The sequence below is a fragment of the Aureibacillus halotolerans genome (genome assembly GCF_004363045.1).
Taxonomy (GTDB): domain Bacteria; phylum Bacillota; class Bacilli; order Bacillales; family DSM-28697; genus Aureibacillus; species Aureibacillus halotolerans.
Genome location: NZ_SNYJ01000005.1, coordinates 118,381 through 135,150, shown reverse-complemented (window position 1 = coordinate 135,150; position 16,770 = coordinate 118,381). Strand labels below are relative to the sequence as shown.

Genomic DNA, 16,770 nt, shown 5'->3' with positions numbered 1-16,770 from the left:
CGGGAACTCAGACTTATGTTTTTAGAACCCCGTGCAAAAAGTGCTCTACAGCAGATTGATACAGTTTATAGAGTTTTTCTTCTTCCAACGTGAAATAATGAATGCCTAATCCATTTAGAAGCCCAGAAAAAATGAACGCTAACTCCTCAGCAGAAGTATCCCTCACGCTGCCCTGTTCAATGCCTTCAGCAAAAATATCTGTATACACAGCTTGTGGTGCCTGATTGATTTTCAGTGCCCGTTCAATCATTGCTTCCTGATCGGAATGACTCATAAAAAACTCATCCACTACCTTCGTTAATGGATTTTTAAAATCGGACATGTAATGATCAGTGACGGCATAAAGTTTTTCAGTAAACCCTAAACCGCTTGTTTCTTTCTGTCGCCACATCTCAAGCCAGTCGGAGGAGCTTTTTTCAATCAATTCAACAAACAGCTGCTCCTTGCTGTCAAAGTGGTAATAAATACTTCCCTTACTGACGCCACTGAACTTTACCAAATCCTCCATAGACGTTCCTGCGTACCCTTTTTGAATAAATAGGGCTTCTGCCTGTTCAAGGATAAATGCTCGCTTTGATTGCCCTTTTGTACTCATGAATTAATAACCCGCCTTTAAACTGACCGTTTGGTTTAATTTTAACGGAGTTTTGATGAAGTTGCAAGAGGCAACCGGAAAAAAATGAAGCGATACAGTCACCTAAAAGCCTGCGCCGATCGCTCCATTTTTTTACTCGTTAGCTTCACTTTCATCCTCCACATACTCCAGCAAATCCCCCGGCTGGCAATCAAGCGCTTTACACAGCGCGTTCAATGTGGTGAACCGTATTGCCTTCCCTTTTTCATTTTTCAAGATGGACAAGTTGGCAGGCGTAATTCCCACCAGCTCTGCCAAGCGGTTTGACGACATTTTGCGCTGTGCCATCATCACATCCAAATTAATTCGAATCATAGATTCTCGCCTGCCTACTTCTAGTTAAATTGTCTGCTTGTTTTCCTCCACGGCGTGCACTGCTTGTTTTAAGGCCAAAGAAATAAACAGAAGAACTACGCCCGAACTTATAGATTCGAGATAGGTCACATCAGTAAAGGTCATTGTCGCATTCGTTATCGTCAACAGTGCCAGCGCTTTTTGTGCTAGTAAATTGTCTAGAAGGACAAACGCTGAGCCAGGCACTATCGAGACAATGCCTAGTTTAAAAAGTACGCCCACATTCTTGTAAGTGAACAAGCTGTCCAGAAAAATGTTCTTCAGTAGCCTATGCATATACCAACAAAACAGTCCCCCGAAGACACCCATCATTACGTCACACAAAAGCGCAAGCGAAATAAATCCGCTGTCCTGATACAAGGTTGGATGTTCGTTAAATTGGATCGTGAACATGCTATAAATCGGGTCAAAAGGACCAAAAAATGCAGCAAGACCACTTTCCGGCCACCAAAGATACGATACTTTCTCAAGCATTGATAACAGGCTAAATAGCAAAACAACATAAAAGAAAATAAGAAACATCGTAGACCCTAGTTTAAAAATACGCTTTGATTTCATACGGGTCCTTCCTTCCTGCACGTAAAATAATTGCTCTGTTAACACTATAGCACATTTTCGTTTAGGAATAAAATTATATCGAAAAACAATAAATTTTAATTGCAAAGGAATAATAAAGCTGATATCTTTAAAACGATCAGGACAAAAAATCACCTTGGTTGCCGCCATGGTGAAAGGGAGTGTCATTCGTGGAAGCTGTATTAGATATTGATCATGTCAGCAAGTCCATCCAAGGAAAAACAATCATTCATGATCTTGCTTTTACCGTATTTGCTGGGGAGGTTTTCGGATTTCTTGGTCCGAACGGTGCTGGAAAAACGACCACGATCCGAATGATGGTCGGCCTCTCCTCGCCTGATTCAGGAGACATTCGCATTCACGGCCACAGCATCCAAAAGGCGTATAAGCAAGCCATCGCTCATGTTGGGGCCATTGTCGAGAATCCGGAATTGTACACGCATTTGACGGCAGAACAGAACCTCGTCCACTTTGCACGCATGAACGGGAAAGTGGATAAAGACCGCATTCAGGAGCTTTTAAGGCTCGTCCGTTTGGAGAACGTCAAGAACAAGCGCGTCCGTACCTTCTCTTTAGGCATGAAGCAGCGCCTTGGCATTGCCCAAGCGCTCATTCACAGACCAAAGCTGTTGATCTTAGATGAACCAACAAACGGACTTGATCCAGAGGGCATTCGAATGGTACGTGATTATTTGCGTCAGCTCGCAAAGGAGGAGGGCTTGGCTGTCGTCGTCTCAAGTCACCTCATGTCTGAAATGGAACTAATGTGTGATCGTTTTGCCATTCTTCAAGAAGGTCACCTAGTCGATATTGAACAAACAAGTGACGAAAGCAACGAGGACACAAGACTCACTTACCGTCTTGAGTTCACACCGGGGCAACAAAGTGAGGCACAGCACGCCATACATGCCTTTGATCCAAGTGCAAAAGCCCGACTGCAAGGCGATCATATTTTTGCCTCCTTCTACAAAACACAGCTGCCTGACCTCATCCGACATCTAAGTTCAGAAGCCATTGATATGTATGAGCTTCGCGAAGAAAAAGTGACGCTGGAAGACCGCTTTTTATCTGTAACATCACGAAAGGAGGCCTCTTCATGATTCGATTAATTCAAAATGAATGGATGAAAGTATGGGCACGAAAAAGTCAGTGGGTATGGCTGGCTCTTTTAGGCGTCGGCATTGCTGTTGTCCTCATCCTCACCTTTAGAACGGCCGCCCCTGCTGAGCAGGATTGGAAAGCATTATTGCTGCAAGAAAACCAACAGCACGAACAAACCATCGCGGAAGGCTCTGAATGGAGTGATCCAACTATGTTGCGTGCAGACATTCGGGAAAACAACTACCGCATTCAGCATGATTTGCCACCAGAGAGAATGCTGCAGGAGAATGTTTGGTCCTTCTTAAGAAGCAGTGTTCATCTCCTCAACCTTGTTGGGCTCATGGTGATTATCATGGCGGCCACCATTGTCTCTACAGAATTTAAGACGGGCACGATCAAGCTTTTGCTCGTTCGACCGCCTTCTCGATTCCGTGTGTTAATGTCCAAATATTTAACCGTTGTCGTCTATGCCTTGATGCTTGCTTCTTTATTGTTTGGACTGTCGTTTCTCATTGGGTCCATTTGTTTTGGCTTTGAGGATCGTGCTGTTGACATACTGCATCGGGGCGACCAGTTGATCGAACGCTCTGCCATCACTGGCGTTCTGATTGAATACGCAACATCTATCATTCATTTGCTCGTCATTGGTACACTCGCTTTCGCCATTTCTACTATTTTTAAGAGTGACAAGATGTCGATCATCCTTAGCTTGCTAGCCTATTATGGGGGCACAATTACAACTGGCGTGCTGCTCGCTTTCTTTGACTGGGCGAAATACCTCTTTTTTATCAATGCCGATCTTGGGCAGTATTTTTCAAGCGAGGGAGCTATACTAGAAGGAATGACACTCGGGTTTTCAATCACCATTCTTCTCTTGCACTGGCTGTTATTTATTGGTGCGGCAGCGCTGATTTTTCAAAAAAGAGAGATTACCACTGGCGAATAAATTAGAGGACGTGAGGGGCTGCTTTCCACTTTCATTAGCACCTGTTGCGCTGGAGAAGGAAAAATCGTTCGTTCTTTGATACAATCATCCCATATCATCGAAGGGACGTTTTTTCGTGAAAAAATACTTAGCCTTATTCGACATCGTATTCTATGTCGTCCTTCCACTCGTCATCTGGCATGGAGGACGAGATTTAATCGGCGACTATTACGCGATGCTGCTGTCGTCAGTTCCAGGGATTCTCTACAGTGTTTATCGATTTATAAAGGTTAAGAAGCTCAACACCCTGGGCATTTTTCTTCTCGGCTCGCTTGTCATCGGCAGCGTCATCGATGTTCTTTCAGGCTCCGCCCTTCAGCTATTATGGAATCAAGTGTATTACAACTTTTTCTTAGCTGGATTATTTTTATTAACGATTCTTATTAAAAAACCTCTTTCGCTTTATTTCGGCCTCGACGTGATAGAGCTTCAAGGCGTACCACGTGAGCCTTTGCGAAAAGTGTTTTTCAAACGGAAGTTTTATATCGTCTTTGTACTTTTAACAGCCGCCTTCATTCTGCGCTACATCATTGGCAACCTATTTCAAATTCACTTTATTAATGAATATGGGGTTGACGCTTTTGACGAGCTTATTGTCGTCAAGCAAATTCTAGGCTGGGTCACATCGGGCGCAATGGTCCTTGGCTTTTTGTATATAGGAAAGCTGATCAAAGAAGACACGGACGCCCGAAATGTATTTCAAGAATCTCATTTAATGAAAAACAAGGAATCCGAACCTGAGCAATAAACTTTTAAGCATGCTAGATTGGTCACGGTGAGCGGCAAACCTATTCCTTATCGCTGCTCACTAGACCGATGTGGGGTGGTTTCTTCCTTTTTCCTAAATAGCGGCGGAGCAAGCGCGGCGTTAATCCTTATTAGAATATCGTACAAAAGATTGATGACCGTGCACATGAACAGCGTTGGGGCAAGAGACAGGAACAGAGCGCCCAAAATGCCGGAATCTGTCATTATACCCATGAAAATCGCATTTGAAATCGCAATAAGAATACATATCACTATAATTGACATATAAATCAGCTCCTTTTACTTAAATAATATGAGGAATGGTCGTTACTTTATTAGCCTTCTGATACTTTTCCAATATAAGAATGTCTCCTATTCCCGCTTAAAAAGAACAGCCAACCCCAAAAAACATAGCCACCGGGCAGACCAAGGTTATGGCAAGCGATTAAACGCTTGCTGTCGGCTGTTACTCCTTTTTCAGCCGCTCGTAAAGATTGTTGAAAAGAGGGACATACGACTCTCTGATTGTTTTAATCAGTTCTTTCGACTTTTCTTCATCATACATATGGATCGATAAGTTACGTCTGGCCAAAGCATCAAGCCAAACGTGCCCATTCGAAATCACGTCGTTTTGTATCGCTTGTTTAATGGTCTCTCTTGGACTTTTCACAAGCTGCCCTTCAGCTTCGAGGTAATCCTTTAAAACCTTCCATGCAAGCTCGATCGTCATCTCAAAAAACTGTATCACGCCTGCCCGTTCTAATTCTGAGTCCAAACTGGTTTGTGCATATTTATCTAATAGCCTATATGATTTCTCGAAGTTCTCAAATCTTTGTTTCCAACGAATGTCTTTTTCAGGTGTCAAACGCCTTACCTCCACTTCAACCTTTCCAGCTTCAACGCCCCATGAAAATCTTAACATACAGAAACATCGAAACCTATCCATTGCTCAGTTTCAGTTAAAAACATGCCCCTCTTCGCATACATTTGGTATTCTGAAAGAAAACCAATGGTCAGGAGATCAACCAATGGATACAAAAACGGCTTATGAAACCTTCCGTCCGCTCCTCCATTCAATCGCCTATCAAATGCTTGGATCAGCAACGGATGCTGAGGACGTTGTACATGATCTGTTTGTTGACTATGAAAAAAGAGATTTGAGTAATGTACACAATTTACAAGCCTACCTAGTCAAAACCATCACAAATCGCTGTATCAACGTTCTTACGTCCAGTCGTATGAAACGAGAAACCTATCCTGGCGTATGGCTGCCAGAACCCAAACTCGATGAAACTGTACGAAGTCCCGATCTGATCGTTGAACAGCAAGAAGAGCTGTCTTATGCGCTGCTTTTTCTATTAGAGAAGCTAAATCCTGTGGAGCGCGCCATTTTCATCCTTCGAGAAGCATTGTCATATCCTTACGCTGACATAGGAACTATCCTCGAGAAATCGGAAGCCAACTGCCGAAAGATTTACAGCCGTGCAAAGCAGCAATTAAACCAATCTACTGATGAACATCTCACCAACAGCCCACAAGCAGAGGCATTAATTCTCGCCTTTCTTCAAGCTACGCAAAGCGGGGATTTTGACACGGTCGTCGGCTTGCTTACTGAAGAAGCTGTTCTGTACAGCGATGGTGGCGGAAAGGTCAGAGCGGCAATGCGGCCCATTTACAGTCGTCAGCGTATCCTTTCATTTTTACAAAGTCTTGCTGCGAAAGGCTTGTTTAACGTCGAAGTTCGTATGACGTCTATCAATGGGCAGGCCGGTCTTCTCCTTTACGACAACAACTCGTTACGAGACGTTGTTCTTGTTCAATTAAACGCTGATCAATTCCGCATTTCGGCCATTTATCTTGTGCGAAATCCCGACAAGTTAAAAACGATGACATCAAAAAATAGCAAGTAAGTGTCACAAACCCCTCCCCTCGATTGTCTACTCTATGAACCTATGGTAGGCAAACTCAAAAACGGAGGGATTTTTTATGGAACAGCGCTTATCTATTGAAACTGTTTTCCCTGAGGGTGTACGCGCAATGATGGCTCTTGAAACAGCCGTAGCCACATCAGGATTGGAAAAATCGCTGCTTGAGCTAGTGAAAATTCGCGCCTCACAACTGAACGGCTGTGCATTTTGTTTGGATATGCATACAAAAGACGCACGGAAGGCAGGAGAATCAGAGCAGCGCATCTATACACTTCCTGCATGGAGAGAAACGCCTTATTTTACGCAAGAAGAACGCGCTGCACTCGAATTGACAGAGGCAGTGACTCTGATTTCAGAAAACCATGTACCAGATGCCGTATATAGTCGAGCTACTGAATCCTTTGATGAAACGCAAATCGCAAAGCTAATCTTGGCTATCGTCACGATCAATGCTTGGAATCGTCTGGCAATCGCTGCATTAAAAATGCCTGTTTAAAAGGGTTAAAAATAGCTGTTCCAAAATGAGTTTGGGACAGCTTTTTCACGTGTTACTGAACGGTCTTCCTTCACTTTAATCCGATCACTTGACCAACCACTGAACAGCCTCCAGCAAATCCTCTGCAACGAAATCGGGCTCCACTTCTGCCCAAGTATGGCGAAATTTTTGCATCGATCCCTGACCCCATCCTGTTTGAACAAGAATTTTAATTGCGCCAACGCCATGAGCAGCGAGCATATCCGTTGCCCCCACATCTCCGATCACCACTGTTTTTCGCAAGTCCAAATGGTATGTTTTTGCAGCCTTCTCCAAAAGTCCTGTTCTTGGTTTATGGCAGATACAGTTGTCCTCAGAACGATGAGGGCAGAGAAACATGTCATCAAACCCATAAGACCTAAACTCTCCCTTAAACTCATCCAGTGTGGCTTCGCCTTTTGCGATTCGGTTCTGGTTTGTGAAAGCAAACATGGGGATCGCTTGTGCCTTTAACAAAGCGAACGCTCTAAGGCTATTTGGATATGGCTTAAAATTTGCCGGATGTGCAAAATGACCATCGCCACCAATCGTACCATCTCGATCTATAAACACGGCTTGAATATCTGGCATAAGCTCTCCTCCTCTCCTTCACTGTATTTGAACTCCTAGATGTAATTTCCAATTATTTCTTTTAATATTAGAAATATTATAGTATAGTAATGATTATAATTATCAAAAAGGAAGTGCTGTTCATTGAACGTTTACATACAGTTGCTGAAAAACACATACTTCCGGCATTTTTTTGTTGCCTTGACGTTATTAAATATGGGAAGAAAATTAACTTGGGTTGCGCTTGGCTGGTTTGTCTATCAGACGACCGGTTCACTCGTATCCATTGGGATCGTTATTACGGCGTCTACCGTTGCCCCTTTGTTATCAAGCGTTCTCGTTGGTGGCGTGCTTGATCAATACAATCGTCGATCGATTATGATTGTCGAAAATGGACTCCGCGGCGTTTTCCTGTCTCTCATTCCTATTTTGCATTGGCTTGACCTATTAAATTTACCTATTATTGTGGCAATTATCTTTGTAAAAGGCTTTCTGTCCTCCTTTACCACCATCGGAGTAACATCTATTCTGCCCTCCTTTCTCAGAAAAGAAGACTTGGAACCAGGAAACGCTGTTTTATCAATGACTGGACAAATGGGCTCACTCATCGGGCCAGCCATTGGGGGAATTAGTACAGCTATGCTCGGTGCTCCGCTAACTCTACTCATCAACGTGATCTGCTTTTTTATCGCCGCTGTACTCTACTTTCTCATTCCTACCGAGGTGTATCACAAAGGCATGGAACGCCGACCAATCGACCCGTCCTTTAGACGCAATCTCGTGAACTACGGGCGGGATGTAAAGGACGGCCTTCGCTTTATTCTGAAGTACCGTGTTCTGATGATGATTGCCCTCGTCACCTTTGTATTCAATTTTTGCTTACGCACCACTAGAGGTCATGCTGCCGGCCTATGTTGATGACGTTTTGGATGCTGGATCAGGCGTCCTCGGTACAATCTGGACTTTTTTTGCTGTCGGTTCTTTCCTTGGTTCATTGCTTTGGGTGAAGTTAGGGAAAAAACTGCCCTACTCCTTTTCACTTGGGGGAGTCATGTTGCTATGGGGCCTCGCGCCTGTTTCGTTCAGCTATGTAACGAGCGAGTGGGTCGTTTTTGCTATCATGTTTCTCGGTGGGGTGGTTTACGCTCCGTATAACATCGTTTCTCCTACGCTCCAGCAAACGCTCGTGCCTAATTCATTACGAGGCAGAGTTGTTGGCGTTTATGGCCTCATCGCCGGGCTCGGGTTCCCTATCGGTGTTTACTTAGGAGGCGTTGTTGGTGAGCTTTTAGGCGTTTCAGAAACCATTCTTCTCTCCGGATTGCTAACGGTCGGGCTTGGTCTACTTGTCATGCTGAATCCCGTCCTTCGCTTCAAGCAGACGTCGGTTCTTCCGGCAGACAACCAGAAAAGTATGTAGGTACTCTACAAATTTCAAGAAATTAGAGTGACGTATCAAGTCCGTCTATTTCTTCTTCTAGAGGAAGAACATGACCAATCTTACCTAGATGAATGATTCGTAGATATTCCCCAAACACTCTGGACCGTCCTATGTTTGTATTCATCCAATTGTCTCTTGAAACAGAAATATCATTGTATCGTGCATCAAATCCATACGGTTGATAATTTATTTCTGCGCTCATGTTCTTTGCAAGGGTACGATACTGCCGACCAGCTCCATGATTTTTACAAATAAACAACATGTTTTTGACGTTTGTAAAGTCCGCTAACTTTTTTGCATTCAGCACATTTTCTAAAGAATGTCTAGAATCAGTTTCATAGTCAATATGTTCTTTTGGAATTCCTGCATTGATCATTTCTGAAACAATCACTTTCGACTCTGGTACAGTCTTGTCCTTCCAGTCGGGATGTTTTATTCCCGTAGGACTTACACCACCTGTGACGATAACTTTTTTGCCAAGACCTAGTTGATATGCTTCAATTGTTTTTTCCCAATGCCCTGGATGTGTGCCAGCAAAGACGAATATAACGTCATAAGAGGTGGGACTAATCGGCTCTAAGAAAACGACTTTTGTTAACTGTTCTACTTGCTCTGTAGTAAGTATAGGGACTTTCGGTTCTTTAGAAATCATTAAGTATATCTCCTTTATTTATAGGTTTATTTACTTTTAATCATTCCTCCGGGAAAATCAAAAGCATAAACGCGATAAGTGGCTATACATTCAAAACCGAGCTGTTCTGCCACAGCCACGGACGCCTCATTGGTCGTGGTGCAATCCCAATATGGTGTGACTCCCTTGGCATGACATTCGTTTATAAACGCACTGGCAGATGCCTTCGCACAGCCTTTGCCACGATGAGCAGCATCTGTACTAATCATTACGCAGTGCTGATCGCTCCCAACGAAAATAGACAAGCAATAACTCACGATTGTGTCCTCATACAGCACGCCATAACCCACGCCAACTTTCAGAAAATCTTCTATCGATGGCCAGGTTGTTAAAATATCTGCTTTGACGTGCCCGTTCCGTTGGTCGTCCAAAAGCTTTGTTGTGAGCTTCTTGAGCGTATAGGCAGTGTCAATGTCGGAGAATTGATGAAGAGGCATAGACGGAGGGTACAAATAGACGTTTTGTTGAAAGAACGTCTGCGCTCGTTCACTAAACGCCTCTTCCCAGACTTGATTTACGCTGATCATTTCAAATTGATTCAAACCAACCACCTTAATTTCTTCAACCAGGTTGTCTTCAACCCACGGAAGCAAATGGTCGTTCACTGTCTGGAGATCTTCTTGACCAATGAAGAAAAAACCATCGTTATTGCCTAACCAAATTAGGGCCACAGATGGGCATTCCAGTTGATTAACAAAAACACGTCCCAGATTGTTGCCTTCAATCACTCCGCGAACTTCTAAATTCGTTTGTTCATTGAGTAGAGGCAAACAACGAAAAAACAAGTCTTTTGAAAGCTCATGCATCATTCCCTAAACCACCTTTTACTTTCGAGCCCCGGTTATTGTTTCTCTAAACCATACATTTTCATGATGTCTGACGGCACATAGACGATTGTATACATCTCCCCAATCTCTTGCTTCAGTTGTTCAGTTAGGAGAACACCCTTTTCGTTAAACTCCTGCTCCACATCAAGGCGGTCCAGTCGAGGTTCATCCTTTTCCCAATCAATCCATACGCCATAAACCATTCCCCATGAAAGCAAGGCTGACAGCAACTCTTCAGAAATCGGTGCGTCCTCCGCCTCCAAGTGACAAAGACACCGACTGCACCAAAGCGGACCTACACCGACATCTCCTTCAACGATAAGCGAATCTGTTTTTCCTTCAGGACACACACATTGCATTTCCAGACCTCCCTCAACAGCCAATATGTCTAGAACTTTCTATATGTATTAAGGGAATCCCTTTTTTTCTCAAATTCTGTTGTTCACTTCGAAAAATGACCATTCACTTGTAAGACAAATAAAAAACCCTAACAGTCAGAAGACGTTAAGGGCAGTTCAATTATAGGCGAGCGTCCGCTTGCATGACTCTGTCACGGACCATAGCGGCATTATCGGCATTCACATATTCTAAAATCATCGGAATGCCTTCAGTATGTTGATGATACAGCTTTACAAATCGTTCCCATTGAATATCCCCGTCCCCGACAATTCTCCCTCTGGCATCGTTCACCTTTCGATCTTTCCCGTGAAAATAAGCAATATGCTTTCCTAGATAGAAAAACATGTCTTCCTCTGAGCTGTTAGCGATTAAATTGGCTGGGTCCAGCAGTACTTTAAGATGGTTCGAGCCTACCTGATGCAACAAATCGGCCATTCGTTTTGCACTTGGCACAATATCCAACACACATGGTTCTAATGCGATCGTCACCTTATGTTTTTCCGCTTTTTCTGTCAGAATTTTTATCGTTTCCACAAATGAAGTGAAGGCAGATTCATACGTGTCGAGCTGAATGCCTCGCTTTCCTGGAAGAAACCCACATTCGGTCGACACATATGCAACATCATAGGCTGCCGCCATTTCCATATGCCTCTCAAAATAGGCGAGGTTTTGTTCAAGCTCCTGCGCATTGGTTTCCATAAGGTTTGTAAACACCCCGATGGCTGTCACATCAATCCCAGCGCCTCTGTAGATGTCGATGATGTCACCCACCCTCTCACTAGTAAGATGAGACAGATCAGATCGACCATTGTAAACCCAAAAGTTTGAATCGGTTTGGGAGAAGCAGAGCTCCGTAGATGTAAAGTGGTTTTTTGCCATAAAGGCTGCGGCTTCTTTATTGCTCATTTCCGGGAAAGATCTTGTTACAACGCCAATGTTCATAAGGCATCTCCTTTTTTCGTATGATTTTCCATGGCAGAGGGCTTTGACCTGGTGTATCCGATGAAAAAACAGACAACCCCTGCCACACCTTCGCCTCCCCAAATGAACCAGCGAAGCAGAGACATATCACCTGAATTAATGACCATTGAAACGGCTGAACAAAGAAAAAGCAAGAAAAACTGATAGCCAGTAAAGACACAGAAGACGTTCAAGACATTGCTTTGTTTTAACGCTTTTGTGTACATATACTGGCTACAGAGGACAACCAAAAGCCAGCCAATGCCAAAAACAATAAAGCTGACATTGTCAATGATTTTCCATGACCATGGATTAATCGAGCTCACTTCAAGCACGTTGAGCACGAGCGTTCTGAAGTACACCCAGTTAAACAGTCCGATCAAACCTGTCACTCCTGCTAAGACGTAGGAAAGAAACATCACCAGCAAGCTATTACGGTTGGTTTGCATCTCAGGCATTGTGATGAAGGCTTTGCCTTTTTTCGACGACTAATGCCTTTAAGTCATTCAACAGCTGCTCTCGAACCTCTTCGTTTTCGACCAACCGAGTATGCTTCGTGTAGGCAATTAGACGATTCAGCTTTCGGATGTACGTCTTATTAGCGAGTCGCCTTACCCTTTTCATCTGTTGATCGCTCTTCAATCTTTCTACCTTTTTCTCAAACCTGTCAGACCAACGCGCGGGTACGTCCTCCGAGTCGCATATATCTTGCAAGTCCGAATGTTTTTTGCCAATCACCTGCTTCATAAACAATTGAATAATGAACAACGAGATGACCACCGCGATAATAAGGGAGACTGTAAAAGCAACCAGAAGCAATAAAATAGTCACTGCGCAGCAGCTCCTTGTAAATTTAGTTCTCCTGCAAAATGGCAAGCCACCTTGTGCCCTGGTGAAATGTCACGAAATGCCGGCACACTCTGGCGACAAATGTCCTCAGCAAATTTGCATCTTGGGTGAAAATAACAGCCGGAAGGAGGATCTGCTGGATTTGCTACCTCTCCCTCCAATAAAATGCGTTGTTTTTTCACTCTTGGATCCGAGGTTGGTTTGGCAGACAATAGGGCTGCTGTATAAGGATGACTTGGGCGGTTAAAGAGCTCCTTTGTTGGTGCCATTTCGACCAGCTTACCGACATACATCACACCAACACGGTCTGAGATATGTTCAATCACGCCTAAATCGTGGGAGATGAATAGAAAGCTCAATTGAAATCTCTCCTGCAAATCGAGCAATAAATTTAATATTTGGGCTTGAATGGACACATCAAGGGCAGAAACTGCCTCGTCACAGACAATAAACTTCGGATCAGTGGCAAGTGCTCGCGCAATGCCAATCCGTTGTCGCTGACCACCACTAAATGCATGAGGATAACGTTCTACATGTTTACTGTTCAAACCAACAATTTCCATTAATTCCTTCACTCGCTGTTTGAGGTCATTTCCTTTTGCCAGCTTGTTGCATATTAATGGTTCCCCGATGATATTCAGCACCGTCATACGAGGATTTAATGAAGAATACGGGTCCTGAAAAATAAGCTGCATATCTTTTCTGAGCGACCTTAGTTTTTGGTATTTCAACTGAGTAATGTCTGTCATTTGCCCTGATGAATTGAGAAAGTGAACCGCTCCTTCCGACGGTTCGATGGCTCGCAGCAGACAGCGCCCAAGAGTGGTCTTCCCACAACCAGATTCCCCAACCAGACCAAACGTTTCTCCTTCATATATGGAAAGAGTCACATCATCAACTGCCTTTACATAGCCAACGGTCCGTTTTAGGAATCCTTTTTTAATTGGAAAGTACTTTTTCATACCATTGACTTCTACGATCGGACTGTTATTTGCCATAAGCAACCTCTCCTTCACCTTTGGGAGACGGTTCTGCGAAGAGACACCTAACTCCATGGCCTTCATGAACAGGCACCATCTCGATATCATCTACATTGCAGACGCCATCCTGAGCTAATGTACAGCGTGTGTAATAACGACAACCTTTTGGCATATTGATTGGCGTTGGCACGGTTCCTTCAATTGCTTTGAGACGCCTTCCCTCCTTAGCGACAGATGGCATTGACTCCAAAAGCGCTCTCGTATAAGGATGCTGTGCACCATGAAATAAAGTGTCTACGTCCGTGTATTCAACGATCTGCCCCAAATACATCACAGCGACCTCATCTGCTGTTTCTGCAATCACCCCGAGATCGTGCGTAATAAACATGACGGACGTATCATGCTTTTCTTTTAATGCATTGATTAAGTCCAGCACCTGGGCCTGAACGGTTACATCCAGCGCCGTTGTTGGCTCATCGGCAATGAGGATCGACGGATTACAGGAAAGGGCCATAGCAATCATTGCACGCTGCCTCATTCCTCCCGATAATTCATGGGGGTACTGGTCGTACCTTTGCTCTGGATTGGACATCCCAACATCACGAAGCGCTTGAATGGCAATCTTCTTTGCCTCGTTTTTATTGGTCGTATGATGAAGAAGGATCGCTTCGATAATTTGGTTGCCGATCGTATGAATTGGCGAAAACGCCTTCATTGGTTCTTGAAAAATCATGGCAATGTCCCCGCCGCGGATGGAGCGAATTTCTGCTCCATTTGCTTTTAGCTGCGCCAGATCAATCGGTTCTTGACCCGCTGCTCGATACAGTAAAAGTTCACCCTCCACCTTTGCCTTTGATGAAACGATTCGTAAGACAGATTGAGCAGAAACACTTTTTCCACTTCCGCTCTCACCAACAATGCCAAGTGTCTGCTTCCTTTTCAGGGTAAAATCGACGCCATCGACTGCTTTTAATAATCCCTCATCCAGGTCAAAGTGCACTTTAAGATTTTTTACATCGAGAATCGTATCGCCCATCTTTCTCCAACCCCCATCTTATTTGTATGGATCTGCAGCATCTCGCAACCCATCGCCTAAGAAATTAAATACGAGCACAGTGACGACAACAAATGCTGCTGGCCAAAGCAGCCATGGATGGAACGCGATACTTTCCAAGTGCTGTGCATCCTCCAAGAGTACACCCCAGCTAACGGCAGGTGCTTGTAAGCCAAGACCTAAAAAGCTTAATGCCGTTTCCCCTAAAATTAAAGCAGGGATAGAAATGGTGATGTTGATAATGATGTAGCTTGCGAAGGACGGCAGCAAATGCTTGGTAATGATGCGTAAGTGGCTGGCACCTGCAAGTCTAGCGGCCATTGTGAAATCCTCTTCTCGGAGTGATAGAATTTTCCCTCTCACTACACGAGCCAGCCCTGTCCAGCCGACCATGGAGAAGATCAAGACCATACCAAAATAGATTTGCGTTGGCGTCCAATCCTTTGGCAATGATGCGGATAGAGCCATCCATAATGGAATGGTAGGTAGACATAGTAACAAATCAATGATCCTCTGAATGATGGTATCGGTGATCCCTCCGAAGTACCCTGAGATGCCTCCGAGCAGCAAACCGAAAACAAGCGTTAAGAGAATGCCGGCAAATGCAAAGGAAATCGATATTCGTGTCCCATAGAGAATACGTGTGAACAAATCCCTGCCCAACTCATCTGTTCCAAGAATGAAGAAAGGTGCACTCGGGTCCTCCAGTCCAAGGAAATGGATGTTCGTCTCAAACAATCCCCAAAACTGATAGGGTTTACCTTCAACAAAAAGCGATAACTCATGCTTTTGAGAGGTCACCTCACGATAAGTTCTTAAATATGAACCTGCATCCACTTCCAGCTCCAAATCATAGACAAATGGACGTAAACTAAAATTCCCGTCGGCGTCGACAAAATGAATCTGCTGAGGCGGGGCATTTTTATAATCTACAAAGCGGTCCTTCGGAAGATGAGGTCCTAAAAAGCCACAAAAGGCTGTAATGAGCAGCAAAAGAATCAGTATTGGTGCGGCGATGATGGCGAGGTGGTGTTTTCGGAACCTCCACCACATAAGCTTCCATTGCGAGGCCAATTCGTAGGCTTCGACACCTTTTTCCTGAGGAATGACAGTAGGTTTTTCATGATCCACCACTGGCTTCATTCGTCTAACCCCCCAAATCTGATGCGAGGATCTAACATCGCCAGCAAAATATCGGAGATCAATGTTCCAATAATCGTTAAGACGCTTAAAATCAGAAGAAAACTTCCTGCTAAGTACATATCCTGATTCATTAATGCATTAAGCAATATCGGGCCTGTTGTCGGCAGATTCAACACGATGGAGACAATCGCTTCCCCTGAAATGAGTGCCGGTAGCGTCCACCCAATGGTACTAATTAAGGGGTTAATGGCGACCCGGACTGGATATTTAAACAAAAGCTTTTTTTCCTCTACACCCTTCGCTCTTGCTGTAACGACATATTGCTTATTTAATTCATCCAGCATCATCGCTCTCGTCACACGAATCAATCCAGCCGTCCCTGACATGCCTACGATGACAACTGGAACCCAAATTCGCTGTAACATACTGCCGAATTTCTCCCAACTCCATGGCTCACCGATATATTCAGGGCTAAACAATCCAGTAATGGCGACGCCTGTGTTTGTAAACACAAAATACACAATCAGTAGTGCAATTAAAAAGCTCGGAACCGCCAACCCAATATATCCTACGAAAGTAAAGATATAATCGAACAAAGAATATTGACGGACAGAGGAGTAAATGCCAATGGGAATGGCGATGATCCAGACGAAAATGAGAGACAAAATCGATATTAGAATCGTTAATGCAAGTCGTTCACCAATGATTTCCGAGACCGGTTGATTCCACTGAAACGACCTGCCAAAATCCCCCTCAAGGAGAATGTTCTTTATCCAAATTAAATATTGCTGATACATCGGCTGATCCAGTCCATACTGTTTTTGAAGAGCTTGAACGGTTCCTTCAGAAACAGCGGTTCCAGACAGCTCCAGCTCCTGAATATAGGTCGTCAGATAATCGCCTGGTGGCAATTGAATAATGACAAAGATGATGATTGAGATCGCAATCAATAATGGAATAAGCTGCAGTAGCCGGTGTCCAATGAAACTCAACATCTTATCTCCCCCCTCACCAAAA

At 44.0% G+C, this 16,770-nt stretch carries 21 protein-coding genes and 1 pseudogene; 6 read left to right on the top strand and 16 right to left on the bottom strand.

All coding sequences use genetic code 11. From position 1 onward, the window contains the following. Positions 1 to 13: 13 nt before the first annotated feature. From EV213_RS07985 to EV213_RS07975, 3 genes are all read right to left on the bottom strand, one after another. The gene (locus tag EV213_RS07985) at positions 14 to 595 is read right to left on the bottom strand and encodes a TetR/AcrR family transcriptional regulator (RefSeq protein ID WP_133579992.1); all 582 of its coding nucleotides are present in this window, start codon (positions 593 to 595) and stop codon (positions 14 to 16) included. A 132-nt stretch (positions 596 to 727) separates the two neighbouring features. Continuing rightward, positions 728 to 949, bottom strand: coding sequence for a helix-turn-helix domain-containing protein (locus tag EV213_RS07980; protein WP_133579991.1), 222 nt, complete (start codon positions 947 to 949; stop codon positions 728 to 730). Between the two features lie 24 nt (positions 950 to 973). Then, on the bottom strand, positions 974 to 1,546 hold the full coding sequence (locus tag EV213_RS07975) for a DUF2975 domain-containing protein (protein WP_166639214.1): 573 nt from the start codon (positions 1,544 to 1,546) through the stop codon (positions 974 to 976). 188 nt (positions 1,547 to 1,734) lie between these two features. Here EV213_RS07975 and EV213_RS07970 point away from each other — a divergent pair, with 188 nt between their 5' ends. From EV213_RS07970 to EV213_RS07960, 3 genes are all read left to right on the top strand, one after another. Next, positions 1,735 to 2,664: an ABC transporter ATP-binding protein gene (locus EV213_RS07970; RefSeq protein WP_133579989.1), complete on the top strand. Its 930-nt coding sequence runs from the start codon at positions 1,735 to 1,737 to the stop codon at positions 2,662 to 2,664. Next, positions 2,661 to 3,611 (top strand): ABC transporter permease, encoded by a 951-nt coding sequence (locus EV213_RS07965; protein WP_133579988.1) that lies wholly within the window; start codon positions 2,661 to 2,663, stop codon positions 3,609 to 3,611. The genes EV213_RS07970 and EV213_RS07965 overlap by 4 nt, the downstream gene beginning before the upstream one ends. A gap of 115 nt (positions 3,612 to 3,726) precedes the next feature. Next, positions 3,727 to 4,398: a VC0807 family protein gene (locus tag EV213_RS07960; RefSeq protein ID WP_133579987.1), complete on the top strand. Its 672-nt coding sequence runs from the start codon at positions 3,727 to 3,729 to the stop codon at positions 4,396 to 4,398. Positions 4,399 to 4,445: 47 nt separating this feature from the next. On the opposite strand, the gene EV213_RS07955 is transcribed toward EV213_RS07960, so the two are convergent. Both EV213_RS07955 and EV213_RS07950 read right to left on the bottom strand, forming a co-directional pair. After that, a complete protein-coding gene (locus EV213_RS07955) occupies positions 4,446 to 4,682 on the bottom strand; it encodes a hypothetical protein (protein ID WP_133579986.1) in 237 nt (78 codons plus the stop codon). 181 nt (positions 4,683 to 4,863) lie between these two features. Next, the gene (locus tag EV213_RS07950) at positions 4,864 to 5,262 is read right to left on the bottom strand and encodes a nucleotidyltransferase substrate binding protein (RefSeq protein WP_133579985.1); all 399 of its coding nucleotides are present in this window, start codon (positions 5,260 to 5,262) and stop codon (positions 4,864 to 4,866) included. A gap of 163 nt (positions 5,263 to 5,425) precedes the next feature. Here EV213_RS07950 and EV213_RS07945 point away from each other — a divergent pair, with 163 nt between their 5' ends. Both EV213_RS07945 and EV213_RS07940 read left to right on the top strand, forming a co-directional pair. Next, positions 5,426 to 6,307 (top strand): RNA polymerase sigma-70 factor, encoded by an 882-nt coding sequence (locus EV213_RS07945; protein WP_166639213.1) that lies wholly within the window; start codon positions 5,426 to 5,428, stop codon positions 6,305 to 6,307. Positions 6,308 to 6,383: 76 nt separating this feature from the next. Continuing rightward, entirely contained in the window at positions 6,384 to 6,821 is a 438-nt protein-coding gene (locus EV213_RS07940; protein WP_133579983.1) for a carboxymuconolactone decarboxylase family protein, read from the top strand. An 84-nt stretch (positions 6,822 to 6,905) separates the two neighbouring features. On the opposite strand, the gene EV213_RS07935 is transcribed toward EV213_RS07940, so the two are convergent. Continuing rightward, on the bottom strand, positions 6,906 to 7,430 hold the full coding sequence (locus EV213_RS07935; RefSeq protein ID WP_133579982.1) for an HAD-IIIA family hydrolase: 525 nt from the start codon (positions 7,428 to 7,430) through the stop codon (positions 6,906 to 6,908). A gap of 123 nt (positions 7,431 to 7,553) precedes the next feature. On the opposite strand from EV213_RS07935, the pseudogene EV213_RS21060 reads away from it, so the two are divergent. After that, a pseudogene (locus EV213_RS21060) lies at positions 7,554 to 8,829 on the top strand (MFS transporter). 22 nt (positions 8,830 to 8,851) lie between these two features. On the opposite strand, the gene EV213_RS07920 reads toward EV213_RS21060, so the two are convergent. The 10 genes from EV213_RS07920 to EV213_RS07875 all read right to left on the bottom strand — a co-directional run bounded on the left by EV213_RS07920 (position 8,852) and on the right by EV213_RS07875 (position 16,748). Then, on the bottom strand, positions 8,852 to 9,502 hold the full coding sequence (locus EV213_RS07920) for a YdcF family protein (protein ID WP_208112728.1): 651 nt from the start codon (positions 9,500 to 9,502) through the stop codon (positions 8,852 to 8,854). Between the two features lie 26 nt (positions 9,503 to 9,528). Then, entirely contained in the window at positions 9,529 to 10,350 is an 822-nt protein-coding gene (locus EV213_RS07915) for a GNAT family N-acetyltransferase (RefSeq protein ID WP_133579978.1), read from the bottom strand. A 32-nt stretch (positions 10,351 to 10,382) separates the two neighbouring features. Beyond that, positions 10,383 to 10,727: a hypothetical protein gene (locus EV213_RS07910; protein ID WP_133579977.1), complete on the bottom strand. Its 345-nt coding sequence runs from the start codon at positions 10,725 to 10,727 to the stop codon at positions 10,383 to 10,385. Between the two features lie 160 nt (positions 10,728 to 10,887). Beyond that, positions 10,888 to 11,709: a sugar phosphate isomerase/epimerase family protein gene (locus EV213_RS07905; protein WP_133579976.1), complete on the bottom strand. Its 822-nt coding sequence runs from the start codon at positions 11,707 to 11,709 to the stop codon at positions 10,888 to 10,890. After that, entirely contained in the window at positions 11,706 to 12,110 is a 405-nt protein-coding gene (locus EV213_RS07900) for a hypothetical protein (RefSeq protein ID WP_133579975.1), read from the bottom strand. The genes EV213_RS07905 and EV213_RS07900 overlap by 4 nt, the downstream gene beginning before the upstream one ends. 67 nt (positions 12,111 to 12,177) lie before the next feature. Beyond that, positions 12,178 to 12,558 (bottom strand): hypothetical protein, encoded by a 381-nt coding sequence (locus EV213_RS07895; protein ID WP_133579974.1) that lies wholly within the window; start codon positions 12,556 to 12,558, stop codon positions 12,178 to 12,180. Next, positions 12,555 to 13,574: an ABC transporter ATP-binding protein gene (locus tag EV213_RS07890; RefSeq protein ID WP_133579973.1), complete on the bottom strand. Its 1,020-nt coding sequence runs from the start codon at positions 13,572 to 13,574 to the stop codon at positions 12,555 to 12,557. The genes EV213_RS07895 and EV213_RS07890 overlap by 4 nt, the downstream gene beginning before the upstream one ends. Continuing rightward, positions 13,564 to 14,592 (bottom strand): ABC transporter ATP-binding protein, encoded by a 1,029-nt coding sequence (locus tag EV213_RS07885; protein ID WP_133579972.1) that lies wholly within the window; start codon positions 14,590 to 14,592, stop codon positions 13,564 to 13,566. Before EV213_RS07885 ends, EV213_RS07890 begins: the two co-directional genes overlap by 11 nt. 18 nt (positions 14,593 to 14,610) lie before the next feature. Further along, positions 14,611 to 15,753: an ABC transporter permease gene (locus tag EV213_RS07880; RefSeq protein WP_133579971.1), complete on the bottom strand. Its 1,143-nt coding sequence runs from the start codon at positions 15,751 to 15,753 to the stop codon at positions 14,611 to 14,613. Next, entirely contained in the window at positions 15,750 to 16,748 is a 999-nt protein-coding gene (locus EV213_RS07875) for an ABC transporter permease (RefSeq protein WP_133579970.1), read from the bottom strand. The genes EV213_RS07880 and EV213_RS07875 overlap by 4 nt, the downstream gene beginning before the upstream one ends. Positions 16,749 to 16,770 lie beyond the last annotated feature (22 nt).